The organism is Methylobacterium sp. Leaf361 (genome assembly GCF_001424445.1).
In the GTDB taxonomy this organism is placed as follows: Bacteria; Pseudomonadota; Alphaproteobacteria; order Rhizobiales; family Beijerinckiaceae; genus Methylobacterium.
Genome location: NZ_LMPY01000002.1, coordinates 125,503 through 143,366 on the forward strand (window position 1 = coordinate 125,503; position 17,864 = coordinate 143,366).

The 17,864-nt window shown below is 72.9% G+C and carries 16 protein-coding genes; 2 read left to right on the forward strand and 14 right to left on the reverse strand.

The window, feature by feature from the left end:
- Position 1 precedes the first annotated feature (1 nt).
- The 4 genes from ASG32_RS03225 to ASG32_RS03240 all read right to left on the reverse strand — a co-directional run bounded on the left by ASG32_RS03225 (position 2) and on the right by ASG32_RS03240 (position 4,031).
- Positions 2–349 carry a diacylglycerol kinase gene (locus tag ASG32_RS03225; RefSeq protein ID WP_020093477.1) on the reverse strand — a complete coding sequence of 116 codons (348 nt, stop codon included), beginning with the start codon at positions 347–349 and terminating at the stop codon, positions 2–4.
- Positions 346–1,404 carry an AbrB family transcriptional regulator gene (locus ASG32_RS03230; RefSeq protein WP_056522537.1) on the reverse strand — a complete coding sequence of 353 codons (1,059 nt, stop codon included), beginning with the start codon at positions 1,402–1,404 and terminating at the stop codon, positions 346–348. The genes ASG32_RS03225 and ASG32_RS03230 overlap by 4 nt, the downstream gene beginning before the upstream one ends.
- 110 nt (positions 1,405–1,514) lie before the next feature.
- Positions 1,515–3,005 (reverse strand): argininosuccinate lyase, encoded by a 1,491-nt coding sequence (locus ASG32_RS03235; RefSeq protein ID WP_056522539.1) that lies wholly within the window; start codon positions 3,003–3,005, stop codon positions 1,515–1,517.
- 90 nt (positions 3,006–3,095) lie between these two features.
- The gene (locus ASG32_RS03240) at positions 3,096–4,031 is read right to left on the reverse strand and encodes a LysR substrate-binding domain-containing protein (RefSeq protein ID WP_056522542.1); all 936 of its coding nucleotides are present in this window, start codon (positions 4,029–4,031) and stop codon (positions 3,096–3,098) included.
- Positions 4,032–4,167: 136 nt separating this feature from the next.
- On the opposite strand from ASG32_RS03240, the gene ASG32_RS03245 reads away from it, so the two are divergent.
- Both ASG32_RS03245 and ASG32_RS03250 read left to right on the forward strand, forming a co-directional pair.
- Entirely contained in the window at positions 4,168–5,757 is a 1,590-nt protein-coding gene (locus ASG32_RS03245) for a catalase (protein WP_056522549.1), read from the forward strand.
- Between the two features lie 85 nt (positions 5,758–5,842).
- Entirely contained in the window at positions 5,843–6,319 is a 477-nt protein-coding gene (locus ASG32_RS03250) for a cupin domain-containing protein (protein WP_056522552.1), read from the forward strand.
- Here ASG32_RS03250 and ASG32_RS03255 read toward each other — a convergent pair.
- The 10 genes from ASG32_RS03255 to tsaB all read right to left on the reverse strand — a co-directional run bounded on the left by ASG32_RS03255 (position 6,271) and on the right by tsaB (position 17,657).
- A complete protein-coding gene (locus ASG32_RS03255; protein WP_056522556.1) occupies positions 6,271–7,515 on the reverse strand; it encodes an MFS transporter in 1,245 nt (414 codons plus the stop codon). The two genes, ASG32_RS03250 and ASG32_RS03255, sit on opposite strands and share 49 nt — an antisense overlap.
- A complete protein-coding gene (gene lnt, locus ASG32_RS03260) occupies positions 7,512–9,143 on the reverse strand; it encodes an apolipoprotein N-acyltransferase (protein WP_244491784.1) in 1,632 nt (543 codons plus the stop codon). Before lnt ends, ASG32_RS03255 begins: the two co-directional genes overlap by 4 nt.
- Before the next feature lie 88 nt (positions 9,144–9,231).
- A complete protein-coding gene (locus ASG32_RS03265; protein ID WP_056522559.1) occupies positions 9,232–10,365 on the reverse strand; it encodes a hemolysin family protein in 1,134 nt (377 codons plus the stop codon).
- Positions 10,366–10,401: 36 nt separating this feature from the next.
- A complete protein-coding gene (ybeY, locus tag ASG32_RS03270; RefSeq protein WP_056522561.1) occupies positions 10,402–10,881 on the reverse strand; it encodes an rRNA maturation RNase YbeY in 480 nt (159 codons plus the stop codon).
- Positions 10,882–10,883: 2 nt separating this feature from the next.
- Positions 10,884–11,900, reverse strand: a complete 1,017-nt coding sequence (locus ASG32_RS03275) for a PhoH family protein (RefSeq protein WP_244435166.1) — start codon at positions 11,898–11,900, stop codon at positions 10,884–10,886.
- Between the two features lie 127 nt (positions 11,901–12,027).
- Entirely contained in the window at positions 12,028–13,365 is a 1,338-nt protein-coding gene (gene miaB, locus ASG32_RS03280; RefSeq protein WP_020093466.1) for a tRNA (N6-isopentenyl adenosine(37)-C2)-methylthiotransferase MiaB, read from the reverse strand.
- Positions 13,366–13,519: 154 nt separating this feature from the next.
- Entirely contained in the window at positions 13,520–15,256 is a 1,737-nt protein-coding gene (locus ASG32_RS03285) for an L-lactate permease (RefSeq protein ID WP_056522564.1), read from the reverse strand.
- Between the two features lie 343 nt (positions 15,257–15,599).
- Positions 15,600–16,466, reverse strand: coding sequence for a lysophospholipid acyltransferase family protein (locus ASG32_RS03290; RefSeq protein WP_056522567.1), 867 nt, complete (start codon positions 16,464–16,466; stop codon positions 15,600–15,602).
- A gap of 4 nt (positions 16,467–16,470) precedes the next feature.
- The gene (locus ASG32_RS03295) at positions 16,471–16,986 is read right to left on the reverse strand and encodes a GNAT family N-acetyltransferase (protein ID WP_056522568.1); all 516 of its coding nucleotides are present in this window, start codon (positions 16,984–16,986) and stop codon (positions 16,471–16,473) included.
- On the reverse strand, positions 16,983–17,657 hold the full coding sequence (tsaB, locus tag ASG32_RS03300) for a tRNA (adenosine(37)-N6)-threonylcarbamoyltransferase complex dimerization subunit type 1 TsaB (RefSeq protein ID WP_056522714.1): 675 nt from the start codon (positions 17,655–17,657) through the stop codon (positions 16,983–16,985). Before tsaB ends, ASG32_RS03295 begins: the two co-directional genes overlap by 4 nt.
- Positions 17,658–17,864: the final 207 nt, after the last annotated feature.

Here is a 17,864-nt window from a genome sequence, read left to right on the forward strand (position 1 = left end):
GTCAGCCGAGACGGTCCACCAGCGCCGCCACCCAGACGAGCAGCGCCGCCATCTGCGCCATGAAGGTGCCGGCGGAGGCGAGGTCCTTCACGGTCCCGATCATCGGGTGATGGCCCGGATGGACGTGGTCGCAGAGCTTCTCGACGGCGGTGTTCAGGAACTCCGCGGCCAGCATCAGCAGCAGGCTGACCATCAGGGCGACGCGCACCCAGAGCGTCGCGCCGAGGAACAGCGCGACCGGGATCCCGAGCGCCAGGAGCACGAGTTCCTGGCGCACGGCCCGCTCGGTTCGCGCGCCGTGGCGCAGGCCGCGCCAGGAATTGAGGAAGGCGAGGACCAGGGCGTTCATCGGATGGCGGCCTCCGGCACGGACCGGCTGATCCACTTGGCGAGCAGCGGGCCGGTGAGCAGCACCACGAACAGGCGCAGGGTCTGGACTGCCAGCACGAAGGAGACGTCCGCCTTCGAGCCGACCGCGATGATCGCCACCGAGTCGAGGCCGCCGGGGCTCGTGGCGAGGATGGCGGTCAGCAGGTCGATGGGCAGCAGGAGGGTCAGCCCCCAGCCCCACGCCGCGCAGAGGGCGATGACCGAGAAGGTCGCCACCAGGATGCCCGGCAGGGCGGTGACGGTCAGGCGCAGCGTCTCGCGGGTGAAGCGCAGGCCCACGTAGATGCCGATGCAGGCGTAGGCGAGTTCGAGGAGCGGCACCGGCAGCGCCATCCGGACGAGCCCGGTAGCGTGGAGCAGGCTGCCCAGCACCATCGGCCCGATCTGCGCGCCGGCCGGAACCCGCAGGGCGAGCGCCGCGCCCGCGCCGACGACGGCGACCGCGAGCGTCGCCAGCAGCGAGAGCGGACCGGTGACCTCGCCGGCGCCGGCCGACGCCCCCGGGACCGGGGCCTCCATCAGGAAGCGGGCGGCCAGCGAGGCCGAGAACACCACGGCGGCGACGCGCACGTACTGCATGAAGGCGACGAGGCGCGGATCGGCGCCGAAATCCTCGGCCATCGCCACCATGGCGGAGGCGCCGCCGGGGGACGATCCCCAGGCCGCGGTGGTCCCGGGGAGCACGCGCAGGCGGGTCAGGATCCAGCCGACGAGGCCGCTGACCGCGACGGTGACCAGCACGACGGCGACGATGAGCGGCCCGTCTTCCATCAGGGTCTGGGCGATCTGCCCGGTGACGGCGTGCGCGACGAGGCAGCCGATCGCCGCCTGGGAGGCCTGGAACGCGGTCCGCGGGACGCGCAGGCGCGAGCCGCCGACGCCGAAGGCGATGGCCGCGATCATCGGCCCGAGCAGCAAAGCGGCCGGGAACTGCGCCTGCATGAGGCCGTACGACACGGCCGCGGACGCGGCGGCGAGGGCGGCCCAGAGGCCGAGGGTGCGGAGAGGGGGCAAGGCGACCGATCGGGAGAGGCCCGCTTCAGCCGGCAGGCGTCAGGCGCGCGCTATACCGCAATATTGGCCCTCTCACGGCAGAGTTTCGGCACGGCGCCCCCGCGCGGAACTCAGGGCTCGCGCGTGAGGGCCGCGAAGGCGGCGTCGAGGCGCGCCCGGGCGTCGGCCAGGCCCTTCCGGCGGGCGTCGAGCCAGTCGCGGTCGGTCCGCAGCCGCGCCTGCGCGGCGCCCAGCATCCGCCGGACCTCCGCGGGCTGCGGGCCGCCGAGCCCCTTCGCGGCGTCGATCATGCCGCGGGCCGACAGCGCCGCCCGGAAGCGGGCCTCGTCGAGGGGCAGGTCCGGCTTCAGCCCCGACCCGGCCGCGGCCTCGGCGTAGATGCGCCGCACCTCCGGGAAGGGCAGGTCGGCCGGGCGCAGGTCGTGGCTGCGGCCGTAGCTCACGAGCTCGGACGCGAAGTGGTGGCCGAGCCGGAACGGCACGTCGGCCTCGCGCTGGAGCGTGTCGGCGAGCTCGGTGGTGGTGGAGTAGTCCGCCGCGACCTCGTCGGCGGCGCGCGCCCGGTCCACGACCAGCCCGTCGAGGACGCGCGTCCAGCGCCGGCACATCTCGGCGGCCTCGGCCAGGGTCCGCCCCGGCGGCTCGGCTTGGTTGCGCTTGTAGTCCGGCATGCCGGAATCGACGTTGTGCGCCATGATGACGAAGGCCTGGGCGGCCCCCACGACGTCGCTGGCCTTCATGCGCAGGCTGTAGAGCGCGACGGGGTTGCGCTTCTGCGGCATGATGCTGCTCGGCCCGGTGAGCGCGCCCTCCCGCAGCAGGATCCAGGGCCGGGTCTGGTGGTACTGCGCGTAGAGATCCTGCGCGAAGCTGCCGGCCGTGGTGGCGAGGTTCGCCGCGAGCCCGGTCAGCTCGAGCCCCATGTCCATGGGCGCGAGCTGGCCGGAATCGTAGCTGTTCTCCACCGGCGCGTCGAAGCCGAGCAGCGCCGCGAGCCGGTTTCGATCCACCGGGAAGCTCGACGTTCCCAGGGCGGCCGCGCCCAGGGGCGACAGGTTCAGCCGCGCCCAGCTCTCCCGAAGGCGATCAATGTCGCGGGCGAGGACGGATGCGTAGCCCAGATAGACGTGGCCGAGCGTCGTCGGCTGGGCCTGGACCCCGTTGGTGTAGGCCGGGACGATCGTGTCGGCCTCGCGCTCGGCCACCGCCAGCAGGGCCGCCCGGGCCTCGTCGAGGGCCTTCGCGAGGTTCAGGAGGCGGTCGCGCTGCTCGAGCTTCAGCACCGTCGGGATGATGTCCTGGCGGCTGCGCCCGGAATGCATCCGGGTGGCGTCGGCCCCCGCGATGGCGGTGATGAGCGGCTCGATCCGCAGGTAGTCGTCCGGCCGGTCGGCCCCCGGCTTGGCGGCGTCGGCGGCGACCTGGTCGAGGGCGCGGGCGACGGTCGCGCCGAGCGCCCGCGGCACGATTCCGATCTCGACCGTCATCACCAGGGAGGCGCGGTTGATCTGGTCGATCCGGGCGAAGCTGTCCTGCGGCGCGGCGCGCGCCCCCGCGGGCACCAGCAGCGCCAGTACGGCCCAGACCATCGTGCGCCGCATCGAGCCGCTCCCTGTCGTCACCGGCCCTGATAGACCGGTTGCGGCCCCTCTTCCTATTCACAACCGCTCAAGGCGGGCGTCCGCGGCGGCTCAGGCAACGGCCTCCCCGTCGCGGCAGGCGGCCGTGCCTGCGGGCGCGTGCGCCCGGAAGAAGGCGGCCAGGCTCGCGAGGCCGGCGGCCCGCGGATCGCTCGCGCGCCAGACCAGCGCGATGGTCCGCCCGGGACCGTCGACGTCGAAGGCGCGGGTGACCGTCAGGCCGCTGGGATCGGGGCTCGCCGGAACTGCCAGGGCCGGGAGCAGCGTGTAGCCGGCGCCCGCCGCCACCATCGAGCGGAGCGTCTCCAGGCTGGTGGCGTGGCGGCCGACCGACGAACCGGCGCCGCAGGCGGCGATCGTCTGGTCGCGCAGGCAGTTGCCCTCGTCGAGGAGCAGCAGGTCCGGCCCAGCAATCTCGTTGGCGGAGAGCGCGCCGCCCCGGGCGAGGGTGTGCTCGGCCGGGCAGGCGAGCCAGAACGGTTCGACGAACAGCGGCGAGACCGCGAGCCCGTGCGAGGGCAGCGGCAGCGAGACCAAGGCCGCGTCGATGCGGCCGTCGCGCAGACCCTCGACGATGTCGGCCGTGCGCGATTCGGACAGCGAGAGCATCAGCAGCGGGTACTGCTCGCGCAGGGGCCGCAGCACCAGCGGGAAGAAGTAGGGGCCGAGCGTCTGGATCGCCGCCAGCACGAGACGCCCGGTGAGCGGCGAGCCGCGCCCCTCGCTGGCCAGCGCCAGGAGCCGCTGCGCCTCCGCCAGGACGACCCGCGCCTGCCGGACAATGGCCTGCCCCGCCTCGGTGAGCAGGATCCGCCGGTTCGAGCGCTCGAACAAAGTCAGGCCGAGCGCGGTTTCCAGCTTACGGACCTGCACGCTCAGCGTCGGTTGGCTGACGTTGCAGCGCTCGGCAGCCCGGCCGAAATGCCCCTCGTCGGCGACGGCGACGACGTATTCGAGATCGCGGAGGGAGAGGCCGGCCAGATTCATAGGCTGCGTCTATCAGAACCTTTGTGACGATGCATTTGCCTCGGGGTCACGCCCCGGTCATAACCCTTCACCAGAACGGTTCCAGGCTGACTTCGCTGTCCACCGAGAGCCTTCGCAGTACGGAGAGACGGTACGCATGAGCGATCAACGCCCGATCCTGACCACCCGCCAGGGCCATCCGGTCCGCGACAACCAGAGCACCCGCACGGTCGGTGAGCGGGGCCCGGCCACGCTCGAGAACTACCAGTTCATCGAGAAGATCACGCATTTCGACCGCGAGCGGATCCCGGAGCGCGTCGTCCACGCCCGCGGCGCCGGCGCCCACGGGTGGTTCGAGGCCTACGGCAAGATCGGCGACGAGCCGGCCTCCAAGTACACCCGCGCCCGGGTGCTGAACGAGACCGGCGTGAAGACGCCGATGTTCGTGCGCTTCTCGACGGTCGCCGGCGCCAAGGAGAGCCCGGAGACCGAGCGCGATCCGCGCGGCTTCGCGGTCAAGTTCAAGACCGTCGACGGCAACTGGGACCTCGTGGGCAACAACCTCAAGGTCTTCTTCATCCGCGACGCGATCAAGTTCCCCGACATGATCCACGCGTTCAAGCCGGACCCGGTGACGAACCGGCAGGAGGCGTGGCGCTTCTTCGACTTCGTGGCCCAGCACCCCGAGTCGATCCACATGGTGACGCACCTGAAGTCGCCCTGGGGCATCCCGGCCAATTACCGCGAGATGGAAGGCTCGGGCGTCAACACCTACAAGCTGGTCAACGACCAGGGTGAGGCGGTGCTCTGCAAGTTCCACTGGGAGCCGAAGCAGGGCGTGCGCAACCTGACCTCGAGCCAAGCCTCCGAGATCCAGGCCAAGGATGTCGGCCACGCGACCCGCGACCTGTACGACAACATCAAGGCCGGGAATTTCCCCGAGTGGGAGTTCTGCGTCCAGATCATGCCGGACGGCCCGAACGACCACCTGTCGTTCGACCCGCTGGACGACACGAAGCTGTGGCCGGTGGACCAGTTCCCGCTGCTGCCGGTGGGCCGCATGGTGCTCGACCGCGTGCCGGACAACTTCTTCGCCGAGGTCGAGCAGTCGGCCTTCGGGACCGGCGTGCTGGTCGACGGCATCGACTTCTCGGACGACAAGATGCTGCAGGGGCGGACGCTGTCCTACTCGGACACGCAGCGCTACCGCGTCGGCGCCAACTACCTCCAGCTGCCGATCAACGCGCCGCAGCCCGGCGTGAAGGTCTACTCGAACCAGCGCGACGGTCAGATGGCCTACACGGTCGACGGCACCGGCCCGAACAAGCACATCAACTACGAGCCCTCGACGCTGGCCGAGGGCCTGCGCGAGGCGCCGAAGCCCGCCAAGGACTACCACCAGCCGGTGGAGGGCCGCCTCGGGCGCTACCAGACCTCGCGGACCGAGGACGACTACACCCAGGCCGGCGTCCGGTACCGCTCGTTCCAGGATTGGGAGCGCGACGACCTGATCGCCAACCTCGTGGCCGACATGAAGCAGTGCCCGGAGCCGATCCAGCTGCGGATGGTCTGGCACTTCTGGCACGCCGACGAGGATTACGGCCGCCGCGTCGCCGAGGGCGCCGGGATCGATCTGGAGAAGGCCAAGGCCCTGCCGCCGCTGCCGGGTCGCGCCGCCCCGGGCAAGCGCCTGCAGTCCGAGACCCTGACCGACGGCTCGCAGGCCCACCGGGTCGCCGCCGAGTAAGCCTCGCGCGCGCGCTCATCGACACAGCCCCGCGCGGTCACCCGGCCGCGCGGGGTTCTCGTTTGCGGGACGGACGGGGGCGAAGATGGCGAGTGTCGTGCACCGCGGGCCCGGCCCGAACGCCGTCATCGGCGGCATGCGGGTCTCCTATCTCGCGCGCAGCGACGAGACCGGCGACGGCCTCGGCATCTACCGCGTCGCGATGGATCCCCGGACGCCGGGCGCGGGACTGCACCGCCACGCCCGGCTGACCGAGACGTTCTCGGTCGAGGCCGGCCGGCTCGCCCTCCACGTCGACGGTGCGGATCACGACCTCGGACCGGGCGACTTCGCGCTGATCCCGCCCGGCGTCGCGCACGCCTTCGCCAATCGGGGCGACCGCCCGGTGCGCTTCACGCTGAGCTTCGCGCCGGCGCTCGGCCGCGAGGGCTTCTTCGAGGGTCTGGCCCGCCTCGCCGCGGAGGGACGGCTCGGCGACGCCGCCGCGATGACCGACCTGATGGCCCGCTACGATCAGGAACCGCTGGCCGGGTTCGCCGGCTGGAGTTCGGTCGGCGGCTGAGCGGCCGGATCCCGCGGCTCGGGTTCGGCCGCGCTGACCTTCCGGTCGCGTCCGGCGGCGAGCCCGATCAGGATCGCCGCGACGGTGATGCCGACGAACAGGGCGCCCGGCACGGCCCAGCCGCCGGTCGCCTCGTGGGCGAGACCGAAGACCAGCGGCCCCAGCGCGGCGCAGGTGTAGCCGATGCCCTGCGCCATGGCCGAGAGGCCGGCGGCGCTCGCCGCGTCCGCCGCGCGCAGCACGATCAGGGTCAGGCCCAGCCCGAAGCAGCCGCCGATCCCGAAGCCCAGCGCGCAGGCGGCGGGAATCCGCAGGGACTCCGCCCCGAAGGCGAGGACCACGAAGGCGGCGGCCGTCAGGCCGGGAATCACGACGATCCAGGCGCGCTGGTCGCGGGCGCGGGCCGCCAGCATGGCAACGAGCAGGGCGCCCGGCGCCTGAACCAGCGTCGCCAGCGAGGCGTAGAGCCCGGCATTCAGCGGCGTCAGCCCGCGGCCCTGCAGCAGCAGCGGCAGCCAGCCGAACAGGATGTAGGCGAGCGACGATTGCAGGCCCATGAAGCCCGTCACCCACCACGCCAGCGGGTTGCGGAGCAACCGCCCGGCCGAGGGCGCGGCGGTCGAGGCGGTGCGGCGGGCGAACGGGATCCACACGAAGGCCGCCACCAGCGCGGGCAGCGACCAGATCGCCAGGGCGGAGGGCCAGCCGCCCCCGAGGGCGTGCTCCACCGGCACCGAAGCCCCGGCGCCCGCGGCCGCGCCGAGGCACAGGGTCATCGTGTAGAGGCCGGTCATCAGGCCACCGTTGCCGGCGAAATCGCGCTTCACCAGCGCCGGCAGCAGGACGTTGTCGAGCCCGATCCCGATGGCCGCGAGCGCCGTGCCGGCGAAGAGCGGCACGAGGCCGCCGAGACCGCGGAGCGTCAGGCCGGCGACGAGGATGGTCGAGCCGGCGAGCACGGCGAGGTCGGGCCCGATCCGGCGGATCAACGGCGCGGCCAGCGCGCAGGCGATGCCGAGGCACAGGACCGGCAGCGTCGTGAGGATGGCGGCGCCGCCGGCGCCGAGCCCCGTGCCGTCCCGGATCGTCGCCAGCAGGGGGCCGACCGTGCTCAGCGCCGGGCGCAGGTTGAACGCGACCAGCATCAGCGCGAGGCCGAGCAGGAACCGGTTGGCGATCGCCCGGTCCGCGCTCACGGCCGCCGCCGCGCGATCACGGCTCCGCCCAGGCAGGCGGCCAGCATCAGCGCGAAGGCGGCGTCGCCGAACTGACCGTAGAGCGTGCCGCCGACGATGCGGGCGGGCAGGTCGGCGTCGAGCCAGGTCTCGGTGTCGAGCGCGGTGCGGGCGACGACGCGGCCGTGCGGGTCGATCACCGCGGAGATCCCGGTATTGGCGTCGCGCACGAGCGGCAGACCCTCCTCGACGGCGCGCAGGCGTGCCTGCGCTAGGTGCTGGCGCGGCCCCGGCGTGTCGCCGAACCACGCGTCGTTGGTGACGTTCAGGATCAGCCCCGGCGGCTGCGGGGACGGCGCGGCGTGCCCGGCGGGCAGGATCGCGCCCGGGAAGATCGCCTCGTAGCAGATCGTCGCCGCGACCGGCGGCAGGCCCGGCACCGTCAGGATCCGCTGCCCGGCGAGCGTCCCGGCCGAGAACCCGCCGGGAATCGCCACGAACTGGCGCAGCCCCACGGCCCGCAGGGCGGCGTCGAGGGGCGCGGGGAGGTACTCCCCGAACGGGACGAGGTGGACCTTATCGTAGCTGTCGGAGATCCGGCCGTCCGGGCCGATCACCAGGACCGCGTTGTAGAAGCGCAGGCGCTCGCCCGGTAGCGGCTCCTCGGCGCGGGCCGCCCCGGTGATCAGGTGCTGCCCGGGCTTGAGTCCGGCCGCCACCTTGGCCAGGGCGTCGGGGTCGCGCTGGATCAGGAACGGGAAGGCCGATTCCGGCCAGACGATGTGGGTCGGTTCCGGCGCGCCGGTCTCCGTCGGGCGCTGGCTCAGCTCGATGTAGCGGTCGACGATGTCGGCCCGGTTCTCGGGCCTGAACTTGGCGTCCTGGGGCAGGTTGGGCTGGACGAGCCGCAGCCGGACACCCGCGACCACCGGGTCGGGCGGACCGAGTCGCTCGGCCCCGTAGAGCGCCAGGCCGGCGAGCACGATCGCGGCGGCGGCGCTCGGCCCGAACCGGGCACGCGGATTCGCGCCGGTGGCGAGCGTCGCGGGCGCCGCGCAGACCAGCGCGGCCAGGATGCACAGGCCGTAGAGCCCGATCGCCGCCGCCCCCTGCATCAGCCAGAGGTTCTGGGCCAGCGCCATCCCGAGGGTGTTCCAGGGGAACCCCGTGAACAGGTGGCCGCGCAGCCAGTCGGCCGCGCCGAGCCCGAAGGCCAGGGCGGCGATCCGCGCCGCGCCGCGGCCCCAGAGCAGGCCCGCGGCGCCGAAACCGGCGCCGTAGAACAGGCCGAGGACGAAGGGCAGGCCGATCACGCCGAGCGGCAGGGCCCAGAGGAACTCGTCGGCCTCGACCAGGAAGGCCTGGCCCAGCCACCAGAGTCCGGCGGTGAGGTAGCCGAAGCCCCAGGCCCAGCCGATGAGGAAGCAGGGGGCGAATCGCCGGACCGTCGTCCGGCCGGCGGCCGCCCCGTCCTGCAGCCAGACCGCGACCGTCAGGGAGACCGCGAGCGCCGGCAGGAGCCCGTAGGGCGGCATGGCCATCGCGCCCAGGGCGCCGGCGAGCCACGCCAACCCGAGCCGGCGCCAGCCGGTCAGGCGCGCGATCGCCAGCACCGCGCCGGGCACGCGCGCCCGCTCCGGATCGGACATGGGGCCCGGCATCGGCCCGCGCATCGGTGCGCCGGCCGCCGCGGGCAACCGGGCGAAACCGTCCACCAGACCCGTCACGCCGCGACCGTCACGGGTGCGGCGTCTCGGCGACCGGGGCGTTCGCGGGCGGCGGCAGGGCGAGCGGCACGACATTGCCGATGCGCGCCGCGCCCTTGTGGAACCGGAGCCGCTTCAGGCGGCGCGGATCGGCGTCGAGCACCTCGAACTCGAGGTCCCCGGGGCCGGCGATCAGCTCGCCGCGCGACGGGACGCGGCCCGCCAGCGTCACGATCATGCCGCCCAGCGTGTCGATCTCCTCGGCCATCTCGCCGACGGCCGCGACGAGGTCGACGCCCGTCACTTCGGAGACCTCGGCCAGCGGCGTGCGCGCGTCGGCCACGAAGACCTCGCCCTCGCCCTCGACGCGCTGGACGTACTTGTCCTCGGCAACGTCGTGCTCGTCCTCGATATCGCCGACCACGACCTCGATCAGATCCTCGATGGAGATCAGCCCGTCGGTGCCGCCGTACTCGTCGATGACCAGCGCCATGTGGGTGCGGGTCGCCTGCATCCGCACCAGCAGGTCGATCGCCGGCATGGAGGGCGGCACGAACAGGACCGGCCGCTGGATGCGCGCCGCCGCCAGCGTGGTCGTCAGATCGACCTTGCCGAGGTCCAGGCCGCGCGGCAGGCGCGACGCCGGCCGGCGCGGGCGCGGCGCGGCCGGCGCGTCCGCCGCGCCGCCGACCGCGAGTTCGGCGGGCTTCGAGACGGCGGGCGCGCTGCGGCGGGCCGGCTCGGCCTTGGCGGCGATGTGGTCGACGAGGTCGCGGATGTGGACCATGCCGCGGGGATCGTCGAGGGTCTCGCCGTAGACCGGCAGCCGGGAATGGCCGGCCGTGCGGAACAGCTTGAGCAACTCGCCGAGGCTCGTGTCGTTCGAGACGGCGACGATGTCGGCCCGGGGGACCATCACGTCGTCGACGCGCACCTTGTGCAGGCCGAGGACGTTCTTGAGCATGACGCGCTCGAGCGGGGTGAGGCCGCTCTCGCCGGCGTCCGGCTCCGCCAGCGCCTCCTCAAGACCCTCGCGCAGCGAATCGCGCGGCTTGAGATGGAGCGCCTGGAGCAGGCGGTCGTACCAGGGCTCCCGGTGCTGGGACTCGCCCTCGGTGGAACTGGGCGCGGCCAGGGCCGCGCCGCGACTTCGATCGTTGCTCATGTCTCTCGGGTCTGGGGTCGCTCGGACGTCGCGCGCTCAGGCATAGGGATCCGGGATGCCGAGGGTCGCGAGTGCCGCGACCTCGAGGGCTTCCATGGCATCGGCCTCGGCCTCGCCGATCTCGTGGTCCTGACCGAGACAATGCAGGGTGCCATGGACGAGGAGGTGGGCGAGGTGATTCTGGAGCGGCTTCGACTGCTCGGCACTCTCGCGCACCAGGGTCTCGTACGCAAGGACCACGTCGCCGAGGGGCGCGGCGGTCCCGGCATGCCGCGGCTGCGGGGTGGCCGGGAAGGACAGGACGTTGGTAGGCTTGTCCTTGCCGCGCCAGGTCCGGTTGAGTTCCTGAACGGCGGCGTCGTCGGTCAGCAGGACGCTGACCTCGACGGGTCCGTCCGGCCTCTCGGGGGCGACGGCGAGCCCGGCCTCGACGGCGCGGGTGACGAGGGCCTCGAGGTCCGGAACCGCCGTCTCCCAGCGCGCGTCCTCGACGGCGAGGTCGATCTCGTGGGGCATGGTCACGCCAGGGGCCGGCGACGGGGATTCGGGTTGCGGTCGGCCTCCGCGCTGCCGTGGGCGGCGCGCTCGTAGGCGGTCACGATCCGGCGGACGAGGTCGTGGCGGACCACGTCGACGTCCTTGAACCGCACGTGCCCGATCCCCTCGACGTCCTCCAGCACGCTGACCGCTTCCACGAGGCCGGATTTCTGGCCCGGCGGCAGGTCGATCTGGCTCGGATCGCCGGTGATGATCATGCGCGAGCCCTCGCCCAGGCGGGTGAGGAACATCTTCATCTGCATGGAGGTGGTGTTCTGCGCCTCGTCGAGCAGCACCACCGCGTTGGTGAGGGTTCGGCCGCGCATGAAGGCGAGCGGCGCGATCTCGATCTGGCCGGTCTGGAGGCCGCGATCGACGTGGCGGGCCTCCATGAAGTCGTACAGGGCGTCGTAGATCGGGCGGAGGTAGGGGTCGACCTTCTCGCGCATGTCGCCCGGCAGGAAGCCCAGGCGCTCGCCGGCCTCGACCGCGGGCCTGGACAGGATCAGCCGCTCGGCATGGCCCTGCTCCAGGAGCGACACGGCGTGGCCGACGGCGAGCCAGGTCTTGCCGGTCCCGGCCGGGCCCTCGGCGAAGACCAGCTCGTTGGTGCGCAGGAGCTTGATGTAGGCGTCCTGCGCCGGGTTGCGCGCCCGCACGGCCCCACGCTTGCGGGTAGCGATCTGCTCGAAATGCGGCCTGTCGGCCTCGGCCGCGATGACCTCGGCCGGGAACAGGGTCGCCTGCGCCGTAGCCTCGCGGATGGCGCCGTCCACGTCGCCGAGGGTCAGCGTGCTGCCGCCGGTTCGCACCCGGGCGTAGAGCTTCTGGAACACCCGCCGCGCCGTCTCGGCGGCGTCGGCCGGCCCCTTGATGACGAGGTGGTTGCCGAGCGCGGTGGCGGTGACCTCCAGCCGGCGCTCGATATGGGCGACGTTCTGGTCGTACTGGCCGAAGACGAGGCTCGCGAGGCGGTTGTCGTCGAAGGTCAGCGGCACCTCGACCGCCTCGTCCGATCCGGCCGGCCGCGCCGCCGGGCCGCGCCCCTTGAGCGCGCCGCGCGCGCCCGCACCGTCCGACGCGCTCAAGCCGCCATCCTCGCCATCATCCCGACCGCTCCGCTCCTCACGCCGCCGCAGCCGCGGAGACGAGTTCCCCGAACAGGCTGTTGGACCCCGCCTCGGTGATCCGCACGGGCACGACCTGTCCGATATGGTGAGGCGCGGCGTCGAACTGGACGGCCAGCAGGTGCGGCGTCTTGCCCGCGACCTGACCGGGATGCCGCCCGGGCTTCTCGACCAGAACGTCGAAGACCCGGCCGACGGCCGCCCGCTGATAGGCGTGGCGCTGGCCGTCGAGGAGCGCCTGCAGCTCGGCGAGCCGGGCCGCCATCACGGCCTCCGGCACCTGATCGGTGCGGTCGGCGGCCGGCGTGCCGGGGCGCGGGCTGTACTTGAACGAGAAGGCGCTCTCGAAGCCGACGTCGCGAACGAGCCGCAGGGTCTCGGCGAAGTCCGCGTCAGTCTCGCCGGGGAAGCCGACGATGAAGTCGGAGGACAGGGCGATGTCGGGCCGCGCCGCGCGGATCCGGTCCATCAGCCGGCGGTACTGGTCGCCGGTATGCTTGCGGTTCATCGCGGCGAGGATCCGGTCGGAGCCCGACTGCACCGGGAGGTGCAGGTAGGGCATCAGGGCCGGCACCTCGGCGTGCGCCCGGATCAGGGCGTCGTCGAAGTCGTTCGGGTGGCTCGTCGTGTAGCGGATCCGCGCGATGCCGGGGATCTTCGCCACCGCGCGCACCAGGTCGGCGAGGCCCGCGGGCGCGCCGTCGGGGCCGTCGCCGTGATAGGCGTTGACGTTCTGGCCGATCAGCGTGATCTCGCGGACGCCGCCGTCGGCGAGCTTCTCGGCCTCGGCGAGCACCGCCGCCACGGAGCGCGAGACCTCCGCGCCCCGCGTGTAGGGCACCACGCAGAAGGCGCAGAACTTGTCGCAGCCCTCCTGAACGGTGAGGAAGGCCGACGAACCCAGCGTCCGCCGGCGGGGCAAGTGGTCGAACTTGTCCTCGACCGGGAACTCGGTGTCGACGACGCGGCGCTCGCGGGAGCGCGCCAGCAGGTCCGGCAGCCGGTGATAGCTCTGCGGGCCGACGACCACGTCGACGGCGGGCTGGCGCGCCTGGATCTCGGCGCCCTCGGCCTGGGCGACGCAGCCCGCGACCACGATGCGCGTGTCGAGGCCCTGCGCCTTCCGCTCACCCTTGAGCACGCGCAGGCGGCCGAGTTCGGAATAGACCTTCTCGGCGGCCTTCTCGCGGATGTGGCAGGTGTTGAGGACGACGACGTCCGCGTCCTCGACCGTGTCGGTCGCCGTGTAGCCCTCGGCGCCGAGGACGTCGGCCATGCGGGCCGCGTCGTAGGCGTTCATCTGGCAACCGTAGGATTTGACGAAAGCCTTCTTCAACGCGCGCCGTCCCGAACCGTCCGATGATCCTTGCACCCGCCCCGCGGGGCCCGGCACGCGGCCTGTAGCACGGATCGCGGGGGCCGTCGCGGCGCCCGAAACGCGACCGGCCGCCCGCGGGCGGCCGGTCAGAGGCTGGCCGGTCGAACCGGCCTCAGTGGGCGGCCGGCGCCGCCGCGGGCAGGTCGATGACCATCTGCTGGAAGAACGGCACGTAGGCCTGCAGCATCACGAACAGCCCGACGAGGCAGGCCAGCGCGATCGAGTGCCAGAACACGAAGCGCAGGATCTTGCCTTCCTGGCCGAAATAGCCGGTGGCCGTGGAGGCGACGACGATCGACTGGGCGTCGACCATCTTGCCCATCACGCCGCCCGACGAGTTCGCCGCCGCCATCAGCACGCCCGAGAGGCCGAGCTGCTCGGAGGTGATCCGCTGCAGGCCGCCGAACAGGACGTTCGAGGCCGTGTCCGAACCCGTGAGCGCCACGCCGAGCCAGCCGAGCAGCGTCCCGAAGAACGGGTACAGGATGCCGGTCCCCGCGAAGGCGAGGCCAAGCGTGGCGTCGACGCCCGCGTAGCGGGTGAGGACGCCGAGCGCGAGCATCGCCGCGATGGTGATGAGCGAGTAGCGCAGGGCCCAGATGGTCTCGAAGTAGGCGGTGACGAGGCGCAGCGGCGAGAACCGCATGATCAGGCCGGAGATGATCGCCGCGATCAGCACGCCCGTGCCGGTGTACGACATGTAGGTGAACAGGAAGACCGCGCCCTCCGGCACCGGCTTGGCCACCACCGGCGGCACCTTCATGATCACGTTGTGCAGGCCCGGCACCTCGTATTTCCAGGTGAAGAGCGGGTTGACGATGCCCTTGAACCAGCCGGTCCCCCAGATGGCCACGACGATCGACAGGATGATCCACGGCACCCAGGCCATCAGGATCTCGCCCTGCGAGGCGGTGCGGGCGCCGGTATGGACCGGGGGCGTGCCGGGCACGCCGGCGCCGAGCGCCACGGGCCGCGGACCGGCGACGGCGAGCGACGGATCGTGGCCGCGCAGGGCCGGCGACGACCAGATCTCCTTGGGCTGCCAGACCTTCAGGAACAGCACCAGCGCGAGCATCGAGGCGAGCGAGGCGCCGATATCGACGATCCACGGGTTGACGTAGTTCGAGATCAGGAACTGCGCGACCGCGAAGGAGGCGCCGCAGACCAGGATCGGCGGCCACACCCGGATCATGCCGCGGAAGCCCGCGAACACCCAGATCAGCCAGAACGGCACGATCAGCGAGAACAGCGGCAGCTGCCGGCCGATCATCGCGCCGAGGATCTCCGGCGGGTAGCCGGTCACCGAGGCGAGGCCCTGGATCGGCGCGCCGAGCGCCCCGAAGGCCACCGGCGCGGTGTTGGCGATCAGCGACAGGCCGGAGGCGGCCAATGGCGAGAAGCCGAGGCCGATCAGGATGGCGCCCGTGACGGCGACCGGCGTGCCGAAGCCGCCCGCGCCCTCGAAGAAGGCGCCGAACGCGAAGGCCACCAGGAGCAGCTGCAACCGCCGGTCGGCCGTGATGCCGGCCACGGACTGCTGCAGGATCGCGAACCAGCCCTTCTCCACCGTGAGCCGGTAGAGGAAGATGACGTTGAGGATGATCCAGCCGATCGGGAAGAAGCCCGTGACCATCCCGAGGATGGCGGCGCGGGTGGCGAGATCGGTCGGCATGCCGAAGCCGACGATGGCCACCAGCATAGCGAGGCCGAGGGCGATGACGGCCGCGATATGCGCCTTCACGCGCCCGCTGGCGATCATGGCGAGCAGTGCGATGACCGGCACTGAAGCGGCGAGCGTCGAGAGCCACGGGCTCCCGAACGGGTCGTAAACCTGGTTCCAGGTTTGCACCGGGCGTCCTCCAATAATTTCCGTCTGTTCCGGATTGCGGCCTAGCTAGCAGACGTGTTCCGGCCGCTCAATGCGTTGAATCATGTATTCTGACGGTGATTTCATCGGCTTACTCTCGCGCGGATCGGCGGATCCGTCCGGTCGAACAGCGACGAGCTGGTCTCGAAAGGATCAGACCCGTCCGGAACAGGCGTAAAGTCTGGAGCTGAGACAGGATTCCGTTCGCGTCCAGGAGCTTAGGCGTGGAGAAGCAGGTCGCGCGCGCCTCCCACGGTGCCGGGGTCGCGGGCACGCCGGCTCCGGATCCCGACGCGGGAGCAGCGTCCGGCGCAGCGCCGAGGGTTCAGACCGGCGCGATCTCCGGCCCCTGGAGACCGATCTCCGGGGCGGCCGGCCGCGCGTCGGGTGCCGGGGCCGTGCTGGCGCCCGTGCCGGCGCCCCGCAGGGCCGCGCGCACCTCGGCTTCGGCGGTCGCGGTGGCGACCTTCCGGTCGGTGGTCGCCTCGAAGGGGATCGGCGCGCCCCAGACCACGTGCACGTCGATGGGGCCGCCCTGCACGAAGGTCGCGAGGTGCGGCACCAGCTCCATGTCGCCGTACCACGCGATCTCCGCGCGCTCGGCGCGCGTGACCGGCAGGCCGTTGCGCCGTGGATAGGCGATGGCGAGCGGCTGGAGGCGCACCCGTCCGCGCCCGGCCTCGGCCTGCAGCGCCGCGCGGGCGGCGCCGACGAGGGAGGAGCGGAACGGCAGGAGCCGGGTCCCGTCGCCGGTCGTCCCCTCCGCGAACAGGACGACCAGCTCCCCCTCAGCCAGGCGGTGGCCCATGGCGGTGCTGACGCTCGCGGTCGCGCCGCGGCGCTGCCGGTCGATGTAGATCGTCCGCTGGAGCCCCGCGAGGACGCCGATCAGCGGCCAGCCGGCGATCTCGGACTTCGCCACGAAGGAGAGCGGCCGCAGCGAGCCCACCGCGATGATGTCGAGCCACGAGACGTGGTTGGCGAGCACCAGCGCCGCCTCGCCGGGGGCCGGGGGCGTCCCGCTCTGCGTGACCCGCACCCCGAACAGCCACAGGAAGACGCGGTGGAACAGGATCGGCGCCAGGGTCGCGCGGCGGCCGAGGAGCCGCAGGGCGATCCAGTGGGGCGGTCCCAGCACCGCGAAGGCGAGGGCGAGGGCCGCGACGCGCCAGGCGATGCCGAGGCGGCTCACGGCGTCACAGGTCGGCGCTCATCGTCAGCGCGGTCGCCCGGCTGCCGTCGGCCTTGAGATAGTAGCCGGTGCGCGAACCGACCTGCCGAAACCCGTGCCGGGCGTAGAGCCGCAGGGCGGGGGCGTTCCCCTCGTCGACCTCCAGATGCACCCGGGCGACGCCGTCGAGGGCGAGGCTCGCCAGGTGCTCGCGGAGCAGCTTGCGGCTGTGGCCGCCGCCGCGCAGAGCCGGGGACAGCACGACCGTCAGGATCTCGGCCTCGTCGGCGGCCCGGCGCGAGAGCACGAAGCCCTGGAGCACGCCCGCGCGCCAGAGGGCGTGCGCGTGGGTCGAGCGCTCGCAGAGCATCCGCTCGAACTCGTGCGCGTCCCAGGGCCGCGCGAAGGCGGTCGCGTGGAGGCGGGCGAGGGCAAGGGCCTGCGCGGCGTCGCGGAGCGGCGCGACGTAGGGCTCCGGGGTCAGCGCGTCCCACCACGCGAACCACCAGTCGAAGGGCCAGAAGGGCAGCGGGCGCGTCATCGCCGTGCGATCCGCGCGTGGTCCTGCGGCCGGGCATCCGGCCCCCGCAGGTAGAGGGGCCGCGCCAGGGCCTGCGCCGGGTCGGCGACGAGGCCGAGGGAGGCCACCGCCGCGATATCGGGACCGCCGACATGGGCGACGCGCGCCGCGACGCCGCGCGCGGCGAGCGCGGCAGCCAGCATCGGCGCGCCGGAGCCGGTCAGCACCACCGGGCCGTCGCCCAGCTGCTCGGCCGCCGCCTCGACGGCGAGATGCGCGGGCGCGAGGCCGTCGCTCGGCCCGAGGGCCTGCACGTAGACGGCGCCGTGGCGGGCGTCGATCACCGCGGCGATCGTGCCCGCGACGGTGTCGGCCAGGAGCGGCGCGAGGAGCGCCGAGAGGGTGCCGACGCCGACGACGGGCTTGCCGGTCGAGAGGCCGATGGCGCGGGCCGCCGACAGGCCGACCCGCAGCCCGGTGTAGCTGCCGGGCCCGACCGTCACGGCGACCCGGTCGATCGCCTCAAATCCGCCCTCGACCCGGGCGATCACCCGCTCGATCAGCGGCAGCAGGGATTCCGCGTGGCCGCGCGCCATGGGCAGCGACTCGGCGGCGAGGGGCGCCTCGGACTCCTCCGCCATGACGCAGGCGGCGCAGATGTCCAGCGCTGTGTCGATGGCCAGGATACGCACGCTCACTCCCACAGGCCGGTCCGCGCCGTCGGTTGCCTCCCTGCGCCGCGACGGGCGCGAAGAGCCTCCAGCGTTAGAGCAAAACCGCCGCCTCGTCAGCGGCGGGGCGCCCGCACCGGGCGGATCACCGGTGGAGTGTTGCCGGCTTGCCCCGGTGCGCGCCTGCGGCCTCGGACGGGTCCGGCGCACAGGCCCCCGGCTCCGCCG